The 18,249-nt window shown below is 63.3% G+C and carries 2 protein-coding genes (1 of these 2 running past the window's edge); both read left to right on the top strand.

Going from position 1 to position 18,249, the window contains the following annotated elements:
• A protein-coding gene (locus J0G10_RS17920) for a non-ribosomal peptide synthetase (RefSeq protein ID WP_220556377.1) crosses the window boundary here: on the top strand, nucleotides 1-409 show its end. It extends 12,608 nt beyond the left edge of the window; only the last 409 of its 13,017 coding nucleotides appear in the window; its start codon lies beyond the left edge, outside the window; it ends in the stop codon at nucleotides 407-409.
• Entirely contained in the window at nucleotides 406-18,249 is a 17,844-nt protein-coding gene (locus tag J0G10_RS17915; protein ID WP_220556376.1) for a non-ribosomal peptide synthase/polyketide synthase, read from the top strand. Before J0G10_RS17920 ends, J0G10_RS17915 begins: the two co-directional genes overlap by 4 nt.

The following is an 18,249-nucleotide window of genomic DNA, read 5'->3' as shown; positions in this document are numbered from 1 at the left end:
ACGGCTGGAAATCGACCTGCTGCGCAGTCAACTGCTCGAGCATTTGCCGGATTACATGGTGCCTACGGTGTTTGTGCATCTCGATAGTTTGCCGCTGAGCCCCAACGGCAAGCTCGACCGCAAGGCGCTGCCGGCGCCGGATCAGCAATCGCTGAAAACCCGCGAATACGAAGCCCCGGTTGGCGACGTCGAAATCACCCTGGCACGGCTCTGGGCCGAGCTGCTTAACGTCGAGCGGGTAGGGCGTCACGACCATTTCTTTGAACTGGGTGGTCACTCATTACTGGCGGTCAGTCTGATCGGCCGGTTACGTCAGGAAGGCATGGAAGCCGATGTCAGGGGGTTGTTCGAACAACCGACCCTGGCCGGCTACGCCGCAATTACGGAAAGAATGGAGATCGTCCTGTGAATGTGCTCGAACTGTTGGCAACCCTGAAGACAAAAGACATTCAGTTGGCGGTGACCGATGAGCAATTGCGCGTCAACGGCAACAAACAGGCGTTGAGCGATCCGGCGCTGCTGGCCGCGCTGCGCGAGCACAAACCGGCGCTGATCGAACTGATCAAGGCCGGCCAATACTCGGCCACCCGCGTCGGCCAGATTGACGTTCCGGCCAACGGCATTCTCCCCGGCACCACGCGCATCACCCCAGCGATGGTGACCCTGGCTGACGTGGATCAGGCGACCCTCGACCGCTTGCTCGCCGAGGTACCAGGCGGCGCCGCCAATGTGCAGGACATCTACCCATTGGCGCCGTTGCAGGAAGGCATTCTCTATCACCACGCGAGCAACGAGCAGGGCGATCCGTACGTCATGCAATCGTACTTTGCGTTCAGCAGCCGCGAGCGGCTGCAGGACTTCGCTCAAGCCTTGCAAAAGGTCATCGATCGCCACGACATCTTGCGCACGGCGGTGCATTGGGAAGGGCTGGACGTGCCGCTGCAAGTGGTCTGGCGTCAGGCACCGTTGCCGATGGAAGAGATCGTGCTGGCAGACGGCGCAAGTGATGCGCTGCAGCAACTGCACGAGCGTTTCGATGCGCGGCATTTCCGTCTGGACGTCCGGTGCGCGCCGATGATGCGTCTGGCCTACGCGTGGGATGAGGGCGGTCAGCGCGTGGTCGCGACGTTGTTGTTCCATCACATGGCGCTGGACCACTCGGCGCTCGACGTGGTGCGTCACGAACTGCTCGCCTGCCTCACTGGCCAGGCTCAATCGCTCGGCCGGCCGGTGCCGTTTCGCAATTACGTGGCGCAGGCGCGGCTGGGCATCAGCGAAGCTGAGCACGAGGTTTTTTTCCGCGACATGCTCGCTGACATAGCCGAGCCGACGCTGCCCTACGGTTTGCAGGATGTGCAGGGCGACGGCCTCGGTATCGCTGAGCTGAGCCTGCCGGTCAATCCGTTGCTCGGCCAGCGTCTGCGCGCACAGGCGCGGCAGCTCGGCGTGAGTGTCGCGAGCCTGTTTCATCTGGGCTGGGCGCAGGTACTGGCGGTGCTCACCGGCAAACAAAACGTAGTGTTCGGTACGGTGCTGATGGGCCGTATGCAAGGCGCCGAAGCCACCGAGCGGGCGCTGGGGATTTTCATCAACACCTTGCCGTTGCGGGTCGATGTCGATGCACAAGGCGTGCGTGCGGCGGTGGAGGCGACGCACAAACGCCTGACCACGCTGATGCGCCACGAACACGCACCACTGGCACTCGCCCAGCGTTGCAGCGGCGTGGTCGCGCCGACGCCGTTGTTCAGTGCCTTGCTCAATTACCGCCACAGCCACAACGCGGCGACGGCGAGTGCCGAGACCCTGGCGGCCTGGGAAGGCATCAGCACGATCAGCTCCGAAGAACGCACCAACTATCCGCTGACCCTGAGCGTCGACGATTTCGGCGATACCTTCAGCCTGACCTTGCTGGCCACCACCGAGGTCGATCCACAGCGCATCTGCGATTACTTGCACTGCGCCCTGGAAAGTCTGGTGCTGGCGCTGGAGCAGGCGCCGGACACCGCGCTCAACCAGTTGCCGATTCTGCCAGCGGCCGAGCGCGAACAGGTTTTGCTGGCGTTCAATGCCAGTCACGCCGATTTCCCCGCGACGTTGACCATTGCCCAGCGTTTCGAGGCCCAAGTGGCGCAGCGGCCAGAAGCTGTGGCAGCACAGTTCTTGGGTGAGCAACTGAGCTATGCCGAACTCAACCGGCATGCCAACGCCTTGGCTCATCATCTGATCGCACTGGGTGTGAAACCCGATGATCGCGTCGCCATCGTCGCCCGCCGTGGCCTCGATACGCTGGTCGGGCTAGTGGCGATTCTCAAGGCCGGTGCCGGTTATGTGCCGGTCGACCCGGCGCACCCGGCCGAGCGTCTGCACTACTTGCTCAGCGACAGCGCCCCCGTTGCAGTGCTGACCCAAAATAATCTGCGGGAGCGCTTGCCGACGCTGGCGGTGCCGGTGATCGATCTTGACCCGCGCACTTGGCCGCTGAGCGAGACCCTTGATCCGCAGGTGCCGGGCCTGACCGCCGCGCATCTGGCCTACGTGATCTACACCTCCGGCTCCACCGGCCTGCCCAAAGGCGTGATGGTCGAACACCGCACCTTGTCGAATCTGGTCGACTGGCATTGCTCAACGTTTGATCTGTGCGCCGGTCGCCACACTTCAAGCCTTGCCGGGTTCGGTTTCGACGCCATGGCCTGGGAAGTCTGGCCGGCGCTGTGTGCCGGCGCGACCCTGCATCTGGCACCGACTCACGAGGGCACCGAGGACATCGATGCGTTGCTCGAGTGGTGGCGCGCGCAGCCACTGGACGTGAGTTTTCTGCCGACACCCGTCGCCGAATACGCCTTCAGCCAGAACCTTGAACACCCGACGTTGCGTACATTGCTGATCGGTGGCGACCGCTTGCGCCAGTTCAGCCGCAATCAGCAGTTCGACGTGATCAACAACTACGGCCCGACCGAAGCCACCGTGGTTGCGACCTCTGGACGCATCGAGGCAGGCGATGCCTTGCACATCGGCAAACCGGTGACTAATGCCACGGTGTATCTGCTCGATGAACAGCAGCGTCCGGTGCCGATTGGCGTCATGGGCGAGTTGTATGTTGGCGGTGCCGGGGTCGCTCGCGGCTATTTGAACCGTGCCGACCTGAGCGCCGAGCGCTTCCTCCACGACCCGTTCCACCCCTTGTCGAATGCGCGCATGTATCGCACCGGCGATCTCGCACGCTGGCGCGCGGACGGCACGATCGAGTACCTGGGGCGTAACGACGATCAGGTGAAAATCCGTGGCGTGCGTATCGAACTCGGGGAGATCGAAACCCGCCTCAATCAGTTGCCCGGTATTCAGGAAGCCGTACTGCTGGCGCGTGAAGATGAGCCGGGCCAACCGCGACTGGTGGCGTATTTCACCGAGCAGAGCCAGGTCGAACCGTTGGCCGTGGCCGAGTTGCGCGCGCACCTGTTGACCCAGTTACCGGAGTACATGGTGCCGGTGGCCTTCGTCAGACTCGACGCGCTGCCGTTGACCGCCAATGGCAAGGTCGACCGCAAGGCCCTGCCGAAACCCGAGCGAGCGGCGCTGTTCACCCGCGAATACGAGGCGCCGCACAACGAACTGGAAAGCGCCTTGGCGCAGATCTGGGCGCAGGTGCTGCAAGTCGAGCGAGTCGGGCGTCAGGATCATTTTTTTGAACTCGGTGGTCACTCGCTGTTGGCCATGCGCATGGTGTCCCAGGTTCGCCAGCGTCTTGGTGTCGAGCTGGCGCTGGGCGATCTGTTTGCCAACGCCGAACTGGCAGCGGTTGCCGAGGCGGTGGCGCAAGCCGGGCGCAGCACGCAACCGGAGATTGTCGCGGTGGCTCGTGACGGCGCGTTGCCGCTGTCGTTCGCCCAGCAACGCTTGTGGTTTCTCGCACAAATGGAAGGCGCCAACACCGCGTACAACATTCCCATCGGCCTGCGCCTGCGTGGGCAACTGAATGAGCATGCGCTGCAACAAGCCTTGGCGCGTATCGTTGCGCGTCACGAAACCCTGCGCAGCCGTTTCGCCCAGTTCAATGACCATGCGCAAGTGCTGATCGCCCCGGTCGACAGCGGTCTGCTGCTGCGCGTTGAAGACCTGCGCCAGCATCCGCAAGCCGACCAGACCTTGGCGGCGCTGATTCAGGGCGAGGCCTCGGGGCCGTTTGACTTACAAGACGATGCGCTGATTCGCGGACGCCTGGTGCGGCTGGCCGACGATCATCATGTGCTGCTGCTGACCCTGCACCACATCATCTCCGATGGCTGGTCGATGGGGGTTCTGACCCGTGAACTGATGGCGCTTTATCAGGCGTTCAGCCACGGTCAACCAGATCCACTGCCGCCGCTGGCGCTGCAATACACCGACTACGCAGTGTGGCAGCGGCGCTGGCTCAGTGGTGAGGTGTTGCAGCGCCAGAGTGAGTACTGGCAACAGACCCTGGCGGGCGCTCCGGCACTGTTGACGCTGCCGACTGATCGTGTGCGCCCGGCGCAGCAGGATTACGCCGGCAACACCGTCGAGGTGGTGCTCGACGAACGCCTGAGTGCCGGACTCAAGGCTTTGGCCCAGCGTCACGGCGTGACGATGTACATGCTCATGCTCGGCGCATGGGCGAGCCTGTTGAGTCGTTTGTCCGGGCAAGCCGAAGTAGTCATCGGTTCGCCGGTGGCCAACCGAACCCGCGCCGAGATCGAAGGCCTGATCGGCATGTTCGTCAACACCCTGGCGCTGCGTATCGATACTTCGGGCGAGTTGAGCACCGAGGCGCTGTTGGCGCGGGTCAAGGCGCGAACGCTGGAGGCGCAGGCGCATCAGGATCTACCCTTCGAGCAAGTGGTGGAAATCACCAAGCCTGCGCGCAGCATGGCGCACAGCCCGTTGTTTCAAGCGATGTTCAGTTGGGACAGTGGCCACGGTGCCAGCCTGAGTCTCGGCGAGCTGACGCTGGAAAGCGTTGCCGAACCGAGCCACTTTGCCAAATTTGATCTGTCACTGACGCTGGCAGATGCGCCGGACGGCATTCGCGGTGTGCTGGAGTACGCCGTTGCCTTGTTCGATGAGTCGACTATTCAACGTTACGTCGGCTACTTCCAGCGCCTGTTGCAGGCGATGGTCAGCAACGATCAAGCGGTGTTGGAGCAGGTAACGTTGTTGGCGGACGATGAGCGTCAGCATCTGCTGGTCGATCTGAACGCAACCACTGTCACCCACGATCTTGAGCAGACTGTTCATGCTCGCTTCGAGACGCAGGTGTTGCGCACGCCAGACGCGGATGCCGTGGTGGCCGGTGAATTGCGTTTGAGTTACGCCGAGTTGAACCGTCGCGCCAACCAGCTCGCCCATCACCTGCGCCAGTGCGGCGTGGGCCGCGATTCGCGGGTGGCGATCTGCGTCGAGCGCGGGCCGCAATTGCTGGTTGGTCTGTTGGCGATTCTCAAGGCCGGCGGCGCTTATGTGCCGCTGGACCCGGGGTATCCTGCTGAGCGTCTGGCCTACATGCTTGAGGACAGCGCACCAGTGGCGGTGCTGGTGCATGCGCCGACGCGTGCGCTGATCGGCGAGTGGGCCGGTGTGTTGGTCGATTTCGACCATTGCACCTGGCAAGACCTTGCGCAAAGTAATCCGCAGGTGCCAGGCCTGAGCGCCGCGAACCTGGCCTACGTGATTTACACCTCCGGCTCCACCGGCACGCCGAAGGGCGTGATGGTCGAGCACCGCAACCTGGGCAATCTGCTGCACTGGAGCGCCAGCCTGTGTCCGCTTTCTACCGGCGCCGCGCTGTTGCAGAAAACCCCGCTGAGTTTCGACGCCTCGGTGTGGGAGCTGTTCTGGCCGTTGAGCTGCGGTATGCGTCTGATCCTCGCGGGCCCGGACGACCACCGCGATCCAGCCGCGCTGGTGCAACTGATTCGTGAGCAACAGGTCAACGTCGTTCAGTTTGTGCCGGCGCTGTTGCAGCAATTCCTTGAAGTGGCAGAGGTGGGCGAGTGCAGCAGCCTTACCGATGTGTTCTGTGGTGGCGGTGCGCTGACGGCCGCGTTGGTACGCAGCGTGCGTGAACGTCTGCCGCAGGTACGCCTGCACAACGTTTATGGCCCGACCGAAGCCACCGTCGACAGCACCGTATGGACGCTGGAGGCGAATTCGCCGGTACCGCAAGGCGCGCCACCGATTGGCAAACCGCTGTGCAATACCCGCGTGTACATCCTTGATACTCACCAACAACCGACGCCATGGGGTGTGGTCGGCGAGATGTATCTGGGCGGCGTGCAGGTGGCGCGGGGTTATCTGAATCGGCCTGAGCTGACCGCCGAACGTTTCCTCGACGATCCGTTCAGTGATCATCCCGGCGCACGTTTGTACCGCACGGGTGACGTCGCACGGTATCTGGCCGATGGCAATATCGAGTACCTGGGGCGTAATGACGATCAGGTCAAAATCCGTGGTTTACGCATCGAACTGGGCGAGATTCAGGCGCATCTGGCGCAGGTCGACGGTGTCCGCGAAGCGGCGGTGCTGGCCCGTGAAGACGTGCCGGGCGATCAGCGTCTGGTCGCGTACTACAGCGGCGAACTCGTCGAAACAGATCAGCTACGCAGCCAATTGCTCAAGCATCTGCCGGCCTACATGGTGCCTGCCGTGTTTGTGTATTTGCCGGCCTTGCCACTGAGCCCCAACGGCAAACTGGATCGCCAGGCCTTGCCGGCTCCCGACCAGACTGCGCTGCTGAGCCGGGAATACGAAGCCCCGATCGGTGAAGTCGAAACCGTGATTGCCGGGATTTGGGCCGAGTTGCTGAAGGTCGAGCGGGTAGGGCGCTTCGATCATTTCTTCGAACTGGGCGGTCACTCGTTGCTGGCGGTCAATCTGGTTGCGCGCATGCGTCGGGCCGGCCTGTCGGCGGATATTCGTGTGCTCTTTGGCCAGCCGACATTGGCCGCGCTCGCTGCGGCTGTGGGCGGAGAACCTGATGCGGCGGTGCCGGCAAACCTCATTGCGGCCGATTGCCCGCGCATCACACCCGAATTGTTGCCGCTGGTAGCGCTGGACCAAGCGACGATCGACCGTATCGTTGCAAGCGTCCCCGGCGGTGTGCGCAATGTTCAGGACATCTACCCGCTGGCACCTTTGCAAACCGGCATCCTGTTCCATCATCTGTCGGCCGCGCACGGCGATCCATATGTGCTGCAGGCGCAGTTTGCCTTCGCTGATGAACAGCGTTTGCAAGTGTTCACTGATGCCCTGCAACGGGTAATCGAACGCCATGACATTCTGCGCACGTCGCTGTTTTGGGAGGGGCTGGAAGAGCCGGTGCAAGTGGTCTGGCGTCAGGCTTCGCTGGGCTGCGAGGCCTTGCCGCTAGACGCCGAAGCGGGCGATGCGCTGAGCCAGTTGCGCAGACGCTTCACCATCGATAACTACCGCATGCCCGTCACCGAGGCGCCGCTGATGCGCGTGGTGCACGGCCGCGATGAGGCCAATCAACGCGTGGTGGCGTTGCTGCTGTTCCATCACCTGGTGATGGATCACGTGGCGCTGGAGGTGTTGCAGCACGAGATGCAGGCGTTTCTGCTGGGCAACGACGGGCTGCTGAGCGAACCGATGCCGTACCGCAATTACGTGGCGCACACCCGTTCCGGCCTGACCGCGCAAGCGCACGCCAGTTTCTTCGGCGAGATGCTCGGCGCTGTTGATGAGCCGACCTTGCCTTACGGGCAGAATCTGGCCAGCGACGGCCCTGCACAAGAGGCGCAACTGGACCTGGAAAACGCGCTGAGCCACAGCATCCGTCAGCAGGCCCGGCGTTTGGGGGTCAGCGCCGCCAGCCTGATGCACCTCGCCTGGGCACAGGTGCTGGGGCAATTGTCCGGACGCGACGCCGTGGTGTTTGGCACGGTGTTGCTCGGGCGATTGCAGGGCGGTGAAGGATCGGAGCGGGCACTCGGTGTGTTCATCAATACCTTGCCGCTGTGCATCGAGCTGAACGCCCATAGCGTCAAAGGCGCCGCACTGGCGACCCACGAACGCCTGAGTCAGTTGCTGGCCCATGAACATGCGCAACTGGCGCAGGTGCAGCAATGCAGCGCCATGCCGGCGGGCACGCCGCTGTTCAGCACGCTGCTCAACTATCGTCACAGCGCCCCGGTCGGGCCGATATCCGCTGAGGTGCAAGCGGCGTGGCACGGCATGCAATTGCTCGCTGCCGAGGAACACACCAACTATCGCCTGACTCTCAGCGTTGATGATCTCGGTGAAGACTTCCGCCTGAAGGTATTGGCCGGGGCCGGCATTGATGCGCAGCGTATCTGCGGGTACATGCAGGGAGCGTTGATGACGTTGCTGGAGGCACTGGAGCACACGCCGCACGTGGGCTTTGACCGGTTGTCGATCCTGCCGGCAGATGAGCGCGAACAGTTGCTGGTGGATTTCAATGCGACCGAGGCTGACTACCCGCGTGAGCTGACGATTGCCCAGCGCTACGAATCGCAGGTCACCGAGCGTCCGCAGGCTATTGCAGCGGTGTTTGCCGGACAGCCACTGACTTACTTGCAGCTCAATCGCCAGGCCAATGCCTTGGCGCATCACTTGATCGCCATCGGGGTGAAAGCCGATGACCGCGTGGCCATCGTCGCCCGCCGGGGCCTGGATACATTGGTCGGGCTGGTCGCCATCCTCAAGGCCGGCGCCGGCTATGTGCCGATCGATCCGGCGCATCCTGCCGAGCGGATCAGTTATTTGCTGAGCGACAGCGCACCGGTCGCGGTGCTCACGCAAAGCGATCTGCACCAGAGACTGCCGCTGTTGAGCGTGCCAGTGATTGATGTCGATCTGTGCGCATGGCCGGCGCAGGCGCAGCACAACCCTGCAGTGCCGGGCCTGAGCGCTACGCATCTGGCGTACGTGATCTACACCTCGGGTTCGACCGGTCTGCCCAAAGGGGTCATGGTCGAACATCAAACGTTGTCCAATCTGGTCGACTGGCACTGTGAAGCGTTCGATTTACGCGCCGGCAGCCACACCTCAAGCCTTGCCGGATTCGGTTTCGATGCGATGGCGTGGGAAGTCTGGCCGGCCCTGTGCGCGGGCGCGACCCTGCACCTGGCCCCATCCCATGACGGCGCTGAAGACATCGATGGGTTGCTCGACTGGTGGCGTGCGCAGCCGCTGGACGTGAGCTTTTTGCCAACACCGGTCGCCGAATATGCGTTCAGTCAGAACCTCGATCATCCGACCTTGCGCACCTTGCTGATCGGTGGCGATCGCTTGCGCCAGTTCAGCCGTCAGCAGCGCTTCGCCGTGATTAACAACTACGGCCCGACCGAGGCCACCGTGGTCGCGACTTCCGGGCGTATCGACGTTGGCGCGGCGTTGCACATCGGTAAACCGGTGGCGAACGCGGCGGTTTATTTGCTCGACGAGCAGCAACGGCCAGTGCCAATGGGCGTCATGGGCGAGTTGTACGTCGGTGGCGCGGGCGTGGCCCGGGGTTATCTGAATCGCGCCGACCTGACTGCCGAGCGCTTCTTGCGCGACCCGTTCAGCCCCTTGCCGAATGCGCGCATGTACCGCACCGGTGACCTTGCCCGTTGGCGCGAAGACGGCTCGCTCGACTACTTGGGGCGTAACGACGACCAGGTGAAAATCCGTGGCATGCGCATTGAATTGGGCGAAATCGAGACTCGCTTCAATCAGCTCCCTGGTATCAACGAAGCGGTGTTGCTGGCCCGCGAGGACCAACCCGGCCAGCCGCGACTGGTGGCCTATTTCACCGAACAGGCGGGGGCCGAGCCACTGGCAGTGGGCGAGTTGCGCGAGCATCTGCTGACGCAGTTGCCGGACTACATGGTGCCGGCAGCGTTTGTCCGGCTCGAGGCTTTGCCGCTGACCGCCAATGGCAAGGTCGACCGCAAGGCATTGCCGAAACCGGATCTGGCCGCGCTGCCGACCCGCGAATACGTGGCACCGCAAGGTGAACTGGAAACCGCGCTGGCGCAGATCTGGTCCGAAGTGCTGCAAGTCGGGCAGGTCGGCCGTCACGATCACTTCTTCGAACTGGGCGGTCATTCGCTGTTGGCGATGCGCATGGTCTCGCTGATCCGTCAGCGCCTCGGCGTCGAACTGGCGCTGAGTGATCTGTTTGCCGATGCGCAATTGAGCGCAATCGCTGCAGTATTGAACCGCGCCGGGCGCAGCGCGTTACCGGAGATCTTGCCGGCACCGCGTGATCAGGCGCTGCCGATGTCCTTCGCCCAACAACGCCTGTGGTTTCTTGCGCAAATGGCGGGTGGCAACTCGGCGTACAACATTCCTCTCGGCTTGCGCCTGCGCGGTCACCTCGACGTCGATGCCCTGCAATCGGCGCTGGCGCGGATCGTCGCCCGCCACGAAACCCTGCGCAGCCGTTTCATCCGCCTCGACGACAGCGCGCAGGTGTCGATTGCCCCGGTCGATAACGGTTTGCTGCTGCGCGTAGAAGATCTGCGCCAACAGCCGCAGGCCGAGCACACCTTGCAAATATTGCTGGCGCAGGAAGCCTCGACAACGTTTGATTTGCAGAACGATTCGTTGATTCGTGGACGGTTGGTGCGTTTGGCTGACGATCATCATGTGCTGCTGTTGACCGTGCATCACATCGTTGCCGACGGCTGGTCGATGGGCGTGCTGACCGGCGAGTTGATGGCGTTGTATCAGGCGTTCAGCCAAGGCCAACCGGATCCGCTGCCAGCACTGACGCTGCAATACGGCGACTACGCCCTATGGCAACGGCGCTGGCTCAGCGGTGAAGTGCTGCAGCAGCAAAGCCAATATTGGCAGCAGATCCTCGACGGTGCGCCGGCCTTGTTGACGCTGCCCACCGATCGCCCGCGACCGGCGCAGCAGGATTACACCGGCGGCAACGTCGAAGTGTTGCTGGACGAGCGCCTGAGTACTGGCCTCAAAGCGTTGAGCCAGCGTCATGGCGCGACCCTGTTCATGACCCTGATGAGTGCCTGGGCGTTGCTGATGAGTCGGCTGTCCGGGCAATCCGATGTGGTGATCGGCGCGCCGGTGGCCAACCGCAGCCGCGCTGAAACCGAAGGCCTGATCGGTATGTTCGTCAATACGCTCGCCGTGCGCATCGACACCTCGGGCGCGCCCAGCGTCGAAGCGCTGCTGGCACAGGTCAAGGCGCGGACACTGGAAGCGCAGGCGCATCAGGATCTGCCGTTCGAGCAAGTGGTGGAAATCGCCCGCCCGGTGCGCAGCCTGGCGCACAGCCCGTTGTTCCAGAGCACGTTAAGCTGGGACGGCAGCGTTGGCCCGCAATTGGCCTTGGGCGAGCTGTCGCTGGAGGGTGTTGCCGGGACCGGCGATGTCGCCAAGTTTGACCTGACGCTGACACTGGGCGAGGTCAACGGAGTGCTTCGCGGCACGCTGAACTACGCCACGGCGCTGTTCGATGCGCTGACGATCAAGCGGTACATCGGCTACTTCGAACGTCTGCTCGAAGCGATGATTGCCGATGATCAAACGGTGCTGGAACGTGTGCCATTGCTGGCAAATGATGAGCGCCAGCGCTTGCTGTACGACTTCAACGCCACGGCGCGAGGCTACCCGCAAACACTGACCGTACACGGGGTTTTCCAACAGCAGGCAGCCGCGCATCCCAAAGCTGTGGCGGCCGTGCATGGTGCGCATTCGCTGAGCTACTTTGAACTCAACGCGCAAGCCAACCGCCTGGCCCATCACCTGATCGCGCACGGCGTGCAGCCGGGCGATCACGTGGCGATCCTGCTGCCGCGTTCGCTGGAGTTGCTGGTCGCGCAACTGGCCATTGCCAAATGCGCGGCCGCTTATGTGCCGCTGGACATCAATGCACCGAGCGAGCGCCAGGCGTTCATGGTCGAGGATTGCCGCGCGGTGGCGTTGTTGACCTTGAGCGACGAAGTCATCGACTACGCCGCGCCGCGTATCGACCTCGACAAGCTGACCCTCAACGGCCAGCCGACGCACAACCCGAACCTGCTGCAGTCGTCCGAGTCGCTGGCGTACATCATGTACACCTCCGGTTCGACCGGCACGCCGAAAGGAGTGATGGTGCCGCACCGGGGCATCGGCCGCTTGGTGCTCAACAACGGTTACGCCGATTTCAATGCGCAGGATCGTGTGGTCTTCGCCTCGAACCCGGCGTTCGATGCGAGCACCATGGACATCTGGGGGCCGCTGCTCAATGGCGGTCGCGTGGTGATCATCGACCATCAAACCTTGCTCGATCCGCATGCCTTCGGCCGTGAACTGAGCAGCAGTGGCGCAACGATCCTGTTCGTCACCACCGCGCTGTTCAATCAATACGTGCAACTGATTCCGCAGGCGCTCAAGGGCCTGCGGATTCTGCTGTGCGGCGGTGAGCGGGGCGATCCGGCGGCGTTTCGTCGCCTGTTGGCCGAGGCGCCAACACTGCGCATCGTGCATTGCTACGGCCCGACTGAAACCACCACCTACGCCACAACCTTTGAAGTGCGCGAAGTGGCAGAAAACGCCGAGAGCGTGCCGATTGGCGGGCCGATTGCTAACACGCAGGTTTACGTGCTCGATGCGTATCAGCAGCCGGTGCCGATGGGCGTCACCGGCGAGCTGTACATCGGCGGGCAGGGCGTGGCGCTGGGGTATCTGAACCGGGCGGATCTGACTGCCGAGAAATTCCTCTGCGATCCGTTCAGCGAAATGCCGGGCGCGTTGCTCTATCGCACCGGCGACCTCGCGCGCTGGCTGGCGCCGGGCCAACTCGATTGCATCGGGCGCAACGACGATCAGGTGAAGATTCGCGGTTTCCGCATCGAACTGGGAGAAATCGAAAACCGCCTGCTGAATTGCCCGGGGATCAAGGAAGCGGTGGTGCTGGCGCGCCGCGACGGACAGGACTCCCCGCGTCTGGTGGCGTACTACACGGCGCACGATGAGCATTTGGACAGCGCTGAACTGCACGCGCAAATGCACGCGCGACTGCCGGAATACATGGTGCCCACCGCGTGGGTGCAACTCGATGTATTGCCGTTGAACAACAACGGCAAGGTCGATCGCAAGGCGCTGCCGGCACCGACGCAGGAGGCACTGCTCAGACGGGCCTACGAGGCACCGGCCAATCCACTGGAAGCAAGCCTGGCGCAGGTCTGGGCCGAGGTGTTGCAGGTCGGGCAGGTCGGTCGCTATGACAACTTCTTCGAGCTCGGCGGCCATTCATTGCTGGCCATGCGCATGCTCTCCCAGGTGCGCCAGCAATTGGGCGTGGAGCTGGCGCTGGCCGATCTGTTTGCCAACCCGGAACTGGCGGCGGTCGCCGAAGTGTTGAGTCAGGCCGAACGCAGCAGCTTGCCGCCGATTCTGCCGGCACCGCGCGATCAGGCACTGCCGTTGTCGTTCGCCCAGCAACGCTTGTGGTTCCTCGCGCAAATGGATGGCGGCAACACCGCCTACAACATTCCTCTGGGCTTGCACCTGCGTGGCCGACTCGACGCCGTGGCACTGCAACGGGCATTGGCGCGAATCGTCGCTCGTCACGAAACCCTGCGCAGTCGGTTCACCCAACTGAACGACGAAGCACAGGTGCTGATTGCCCCGGTCGACAGTGGTCTGCCGCTGATTGTGGAAGACTGGCGACAACAGCCGCAGACCGAGGAGGCCTTGCGCACATTGCTCGATACGGAAGCGCGCGGACCATTCAATTTGCAGGACGATCCATTGATCCGTGGACGGCTGGTGCAGTTGGCCGATGAGCACCATGTGCTGTTGCTGACGATGCACCACATCATCTCCGACGGTTGGTCGATGGGCGTGCTGACCCATGAGTTGATGGCGCTGTATCAGGCGTTCAGCCACGGCGAGGCCGATCCGCTGCCACCGCTGGCCTTGCAATACACCGACTACGCGGTATGGCAACGGCGCTGGCTGAGCGGCGAGGTGTTGCAGCGCCAGAGTAATTACTGGCAGCAGACCCTGGCCGGCGCTCCGGCGTTGCTGAGCCTGCCGACTGATCGTCCACGACCGGCGCAACAGGATCACCGCGGCGGCAGTGTCGAGATCGTACTGGACGCGCAGACCAGCGCCGGTCTCAAGGCGTTTTGTCAGCGCCACAGCGTGACGCCGTACATGGTGATCATGAGCGCCTGGGCGATGCTGCTTACGCGTCTGTCCGGGCAGTCCGATGTGGTCATCGGCTCGCCTGTCGCCAACCGTACCCGCGCCGAAATCGAAGGGTTGATCGGCATGTTCGTCAACACCCTGGCGCTGCGCATCGATACCTCGGGCGATCTGACGGGGGCAGCGTTGTTGGCGCGGGTCAAAGCGCAGACGCTGGCCGCGCAGGCGCATCAGGATCTGCCGTTTGAACACGTGGTGGAAATCACCCGGCCGCTGCGCAGCCTTTCCCACACACCGTTGTTCCAGACTTTGCTGAGCTGGGACAGCAGCGTGGCGCCAGCCCTGGCACTCGGCGAGCTGACGCTGGAAGGTCTGGCCGGGGAAAATCACTTTGTGAAGTTCGACCTGTCGCTGAGTCTGGGCGAAAGCCAGCACGGGGTGCGTGGCTCGCTGCGCTACGCCATCGCGCTGTTCGATGAGTCGACCGTGCAGCGTTTTGTCGGTTACCTCCAGCGCTTGCTGGCGGCGCTGGTCAGTGATGATCAGGCGGTTTTGGCGCAAGTCGAGTTGCTTGCCGAGGATGAGCAGCGACGCCTGCTCGGCGACTTCAACGCGACGGCGCTTGATTGCCCGGTCGAGCAACCGGTGCAGAGCCTGTTCGAAGCACAGGTGCGGCGTCAGCCGGACGCCATCGCCGTGCAGTCGGGCGAACACAGCCTGACCTATCGCGCGCTGAATGCGCGTGCCAACCGCCTCGCGCATCACCTGCGTGAGCAAGGCGTTGGGCCGGATGCGCGGGTGGCGCTGTGCGTCGAGCGGGGGCTCGATCTGGTGGTGGGGTTGCTCGGCATTCTCAAGGCCGGTGGCGCGTACGTGCCGCTGGATCCGGCTTATCCGGCGGAGCGCCTGGACTTTATGCTCAGGGACTGCGCGCCGGTGGCGGTGCTGGTGCAGACGGCCACGCGATCGCTGTTTGCCGAGGCTGAGGCAATGCTGATCGACCTTGACCAATGCACCTGGCACGACCAGTCGGAAAGCAATCCGCAAGTGCCATGCCTGAGTCCTTCGAACCTGGCGTACATGATCTACACCTCAGGTTCGACCGGCACACCAAAAGGCGTGATGCTCGAACATCGTGGCTTGTGCAATCTGGTGCATTGGGGCTCGCAGATTTGCCCGCCAGCTCCAGAGGGCGCGTTGTTGCAGAAAGCCCCATTCAGTTTCGATGGTTCGGTGTGGGAATTCTTCTGGCCACTGACGGCCGGTGTGCGTCTGGTGCTGGCACGGCCGGGCGGCCATCGGGAACCGGCGTATCTGGCGCAAGTGATTCGTCAACAGCGGGTCACGGTGGTCAAGTTCGTGCCGGCGCTGTTGCAGCAATTTCTCGAGCTGCAAGACGTCAGTGAATGCACCAGCCTCACCGATGTGTTCTGCGGTGGCGGCGAACTCACGGCGGCCCTGGCCCGCGAAGTGCGCCAGCAACTGCCGTGGGTGCGCCTGCATAACGTGTATGGCCCGACCGAAGCCACGGTCGACAGCACAGCGTGGACACTGGAACCGCACATGCCCGTGCCATCCACCGAATTGCCGATTGGCAAGGCCATCTGTAACACCCGTTTGTACGTGCTCGATGCGCATGACCAAGTGGTACCGCTCGGTGTTATTGGCCAGTTGCACATCGGCGGTATCGGCGTGGCGCGAGGGTATATGGGACTGCCACAGATGCAGGCCGAGCGCTTTATCGACAGTCCGTTTGTGCCCGGTGACCGCTTGTACCGCACCGGCGATCTGGTGCGTTACCGCGCGGACGGTAACCTCGAATTCCTCGGGCGCAATGATTTCCAGGTCAAGCTGCATGGTTTGCGCCTGGAACTCGGTGAAATCGAAGCGCGGTTGATCCAGCACCCGGGTGTGCGCGAGGTGGTCGTGCTGATGCGCGACGAACGACTGGTCGCGTATTTCACTTTGCGCGAGGGCAGTGCTGCACCGGCTATCGACACGCTGCGCGCGTTCATTCTTGAGCAGTTACCCGAGTACATGGTGCCGGGTGCGTTTGTTGCGCTCGACGTTTTGCCGCTGAGTCCCAACGGCAAGATCGACCGTCAGGCGCTGCCGGCGCCGGGCCTCGACGCGGTACTCAGCCGACATTACGAAGCACCTGAAGGCGAGGTCGAAACCGTGTTGGCGCGGGTCTGGGCTGAGGTGCTGAATGTCGAGCAGGTCGGACGCCACGACAACTTCTTCGAATTAGGCGGGCATTCGCTGCTGGCGATTCGTCTGGTCAACCTGCTGCAGCGTGCGGGGCAACAGGTGACGCTGGCGGAGCTGTTCCAGCGTCCGAGTGTCGAGTCGCTGGCCGCGCTGCTCTGTCAGCGCAACACGGTGCCCGAACAGCCGGATGGCCTGGTCGTGGTACGGCCGGGCGAGGGCGGCGATGCGCTGTTCCTGATCCATGAGTTCAGCGGCAGGGAGGTGTATTTCCCGGCATTGGCGATGCACATCGAGGGGCAGTTTCCGATTTACGGTTTGCCCGGTGTGCCGTTGGGGCAGCCGCAGCTGCGCACGCTTGAGTGCATGGCCACGCGGATGGTCGGGATTATCCGGGCGGTACAACCGCATGGACCGTATCGTCTGGCCGGGTGGTCGTTTGGTGGCTTGCTGGCGTATGAAATCGCTCAGCAGTTGCTCGGCCTCGATGAGGCGGTGGCGTTTGTCGGTCTGCTCGATACCTACGCGCCGCATCCGGCCAGTCAGGATAAAACCCGCTGGAGCGGCGCGCATCGCGACAAGCATCAGTTGCTGGAGCACTGCCGCGCGCGCTCGCAGATGCGCGGTGCAGAAGGGCTGCCAGCGTTGGCTGAGGTCGAGCGGCTGGAGGCTGAAGTCGAACGCATTGCGTTCGATGAGCTGTTCCAGCGCTGCTGCGAACAGCAATTGCCTGACCCGGAACTGGCCGCACTGAGTGCAGCGGATGCCTGGAGTTACTTCGATCGTGAGGCCGCTCATGGCCTGGCGCTGGCGCATTACCGGGTCAGCCCGGCCAGTCAGCCGGTGCACTTGTTCCGCGCTCAGGCACTGATGCCGGGGCAGGCGCAGCCGAGTCCGACCCGCGGTTGGGAAAACAAGATCAGTACAAGTTTGCTGCGCTGCATCGATGTCCCGGGTGATCACCGCAGCATGATGAAAGCTCCGGATATTCAGGCGCTCGGCCAGGCCTTGAGTCAGGCTATGGCCGCTGCGCAGGCTCCGGAGCCAGAGGCCTATCAGCCGCTGTTGACCATTCAGAGCGGGCACGCCGGGCATGCGCCGATCTTCTGCGTGCCGGGGGCGGGCGACAGTGTCACCGGGTTCATTCACCTGACCGAGGCCTTGGGCCCGGAGTGGCCGATCATCGGCCTGCAACCGCGTGGGCTCGATGGCAGCGGCGTGCCGCACAGCCAGGTTGAAGCGGCAGCGAAGTGCTATCTGCAAGCTGTCGAGCAGTTGTATCCGCAAGGTGCGGTGCACCTGATCGGCCATTCCTTCGGCGGGTGGGTCGCGCATGCCATGGCCGCGCAGTTACAGGCGGCGGGGCGTGAGGTGGCGTCATTGACCCTGATCGACAGCGAATCGCCCGGCGGCAACGGTACGGCGGGCAAACCGTACACCACGACTGCCGCACTGGAACGCTTGATCGAGACGCTGCAACTGTCCAGCGGCAAGTCGTTGGGCATCGACCCGCTGGCGTTCGCCGAGGCTGACGACACCACGCAAATGCGCCTGTTGCACGAGGGCATGGTGCGCGCCGGTGTGTTGTCTGCGCGTTCGTCAGCGCAGGCCATGCACGGCCCGGTCCGCACCTTCGCCACAGCCTTGCGCACGGTCTATCAACCGCAGTTGGCCTACACCGGGCCGGTGCGGCTGGCGCTGGTCGATGACCCGACGCTGGATGCGTGGGGCAATCAGCGCGAGCAAGCGGCGATGGTTGAAGGCTGGCAACGCCAGGTGACGGATCTGGCGGTGTGGTACGGGCCGGGCAACCACTTCACGATTCTCAAGGCGCCCAACGTTTTCAGTCTCGCGGCGTGGTGGCATGACGGCCTGAAAGTGCCGGCCGGCCAAGTGGTTTCCTGA

The sequence above is a fragment of the Pseudomonas germanica genome (assembly GCF_019614655.1).
GTDB classification, from domain to species: Bacteria; Pseudomonadota; Gammaproteobacteria; order Pseudomonadales; family Pseudomonadaceae; genus Aquipseudomonas; species Aquipseudomonas neuropathica.
This window is presented reverse-complemented; position numbering and strand designations above follow the sequence as displayed.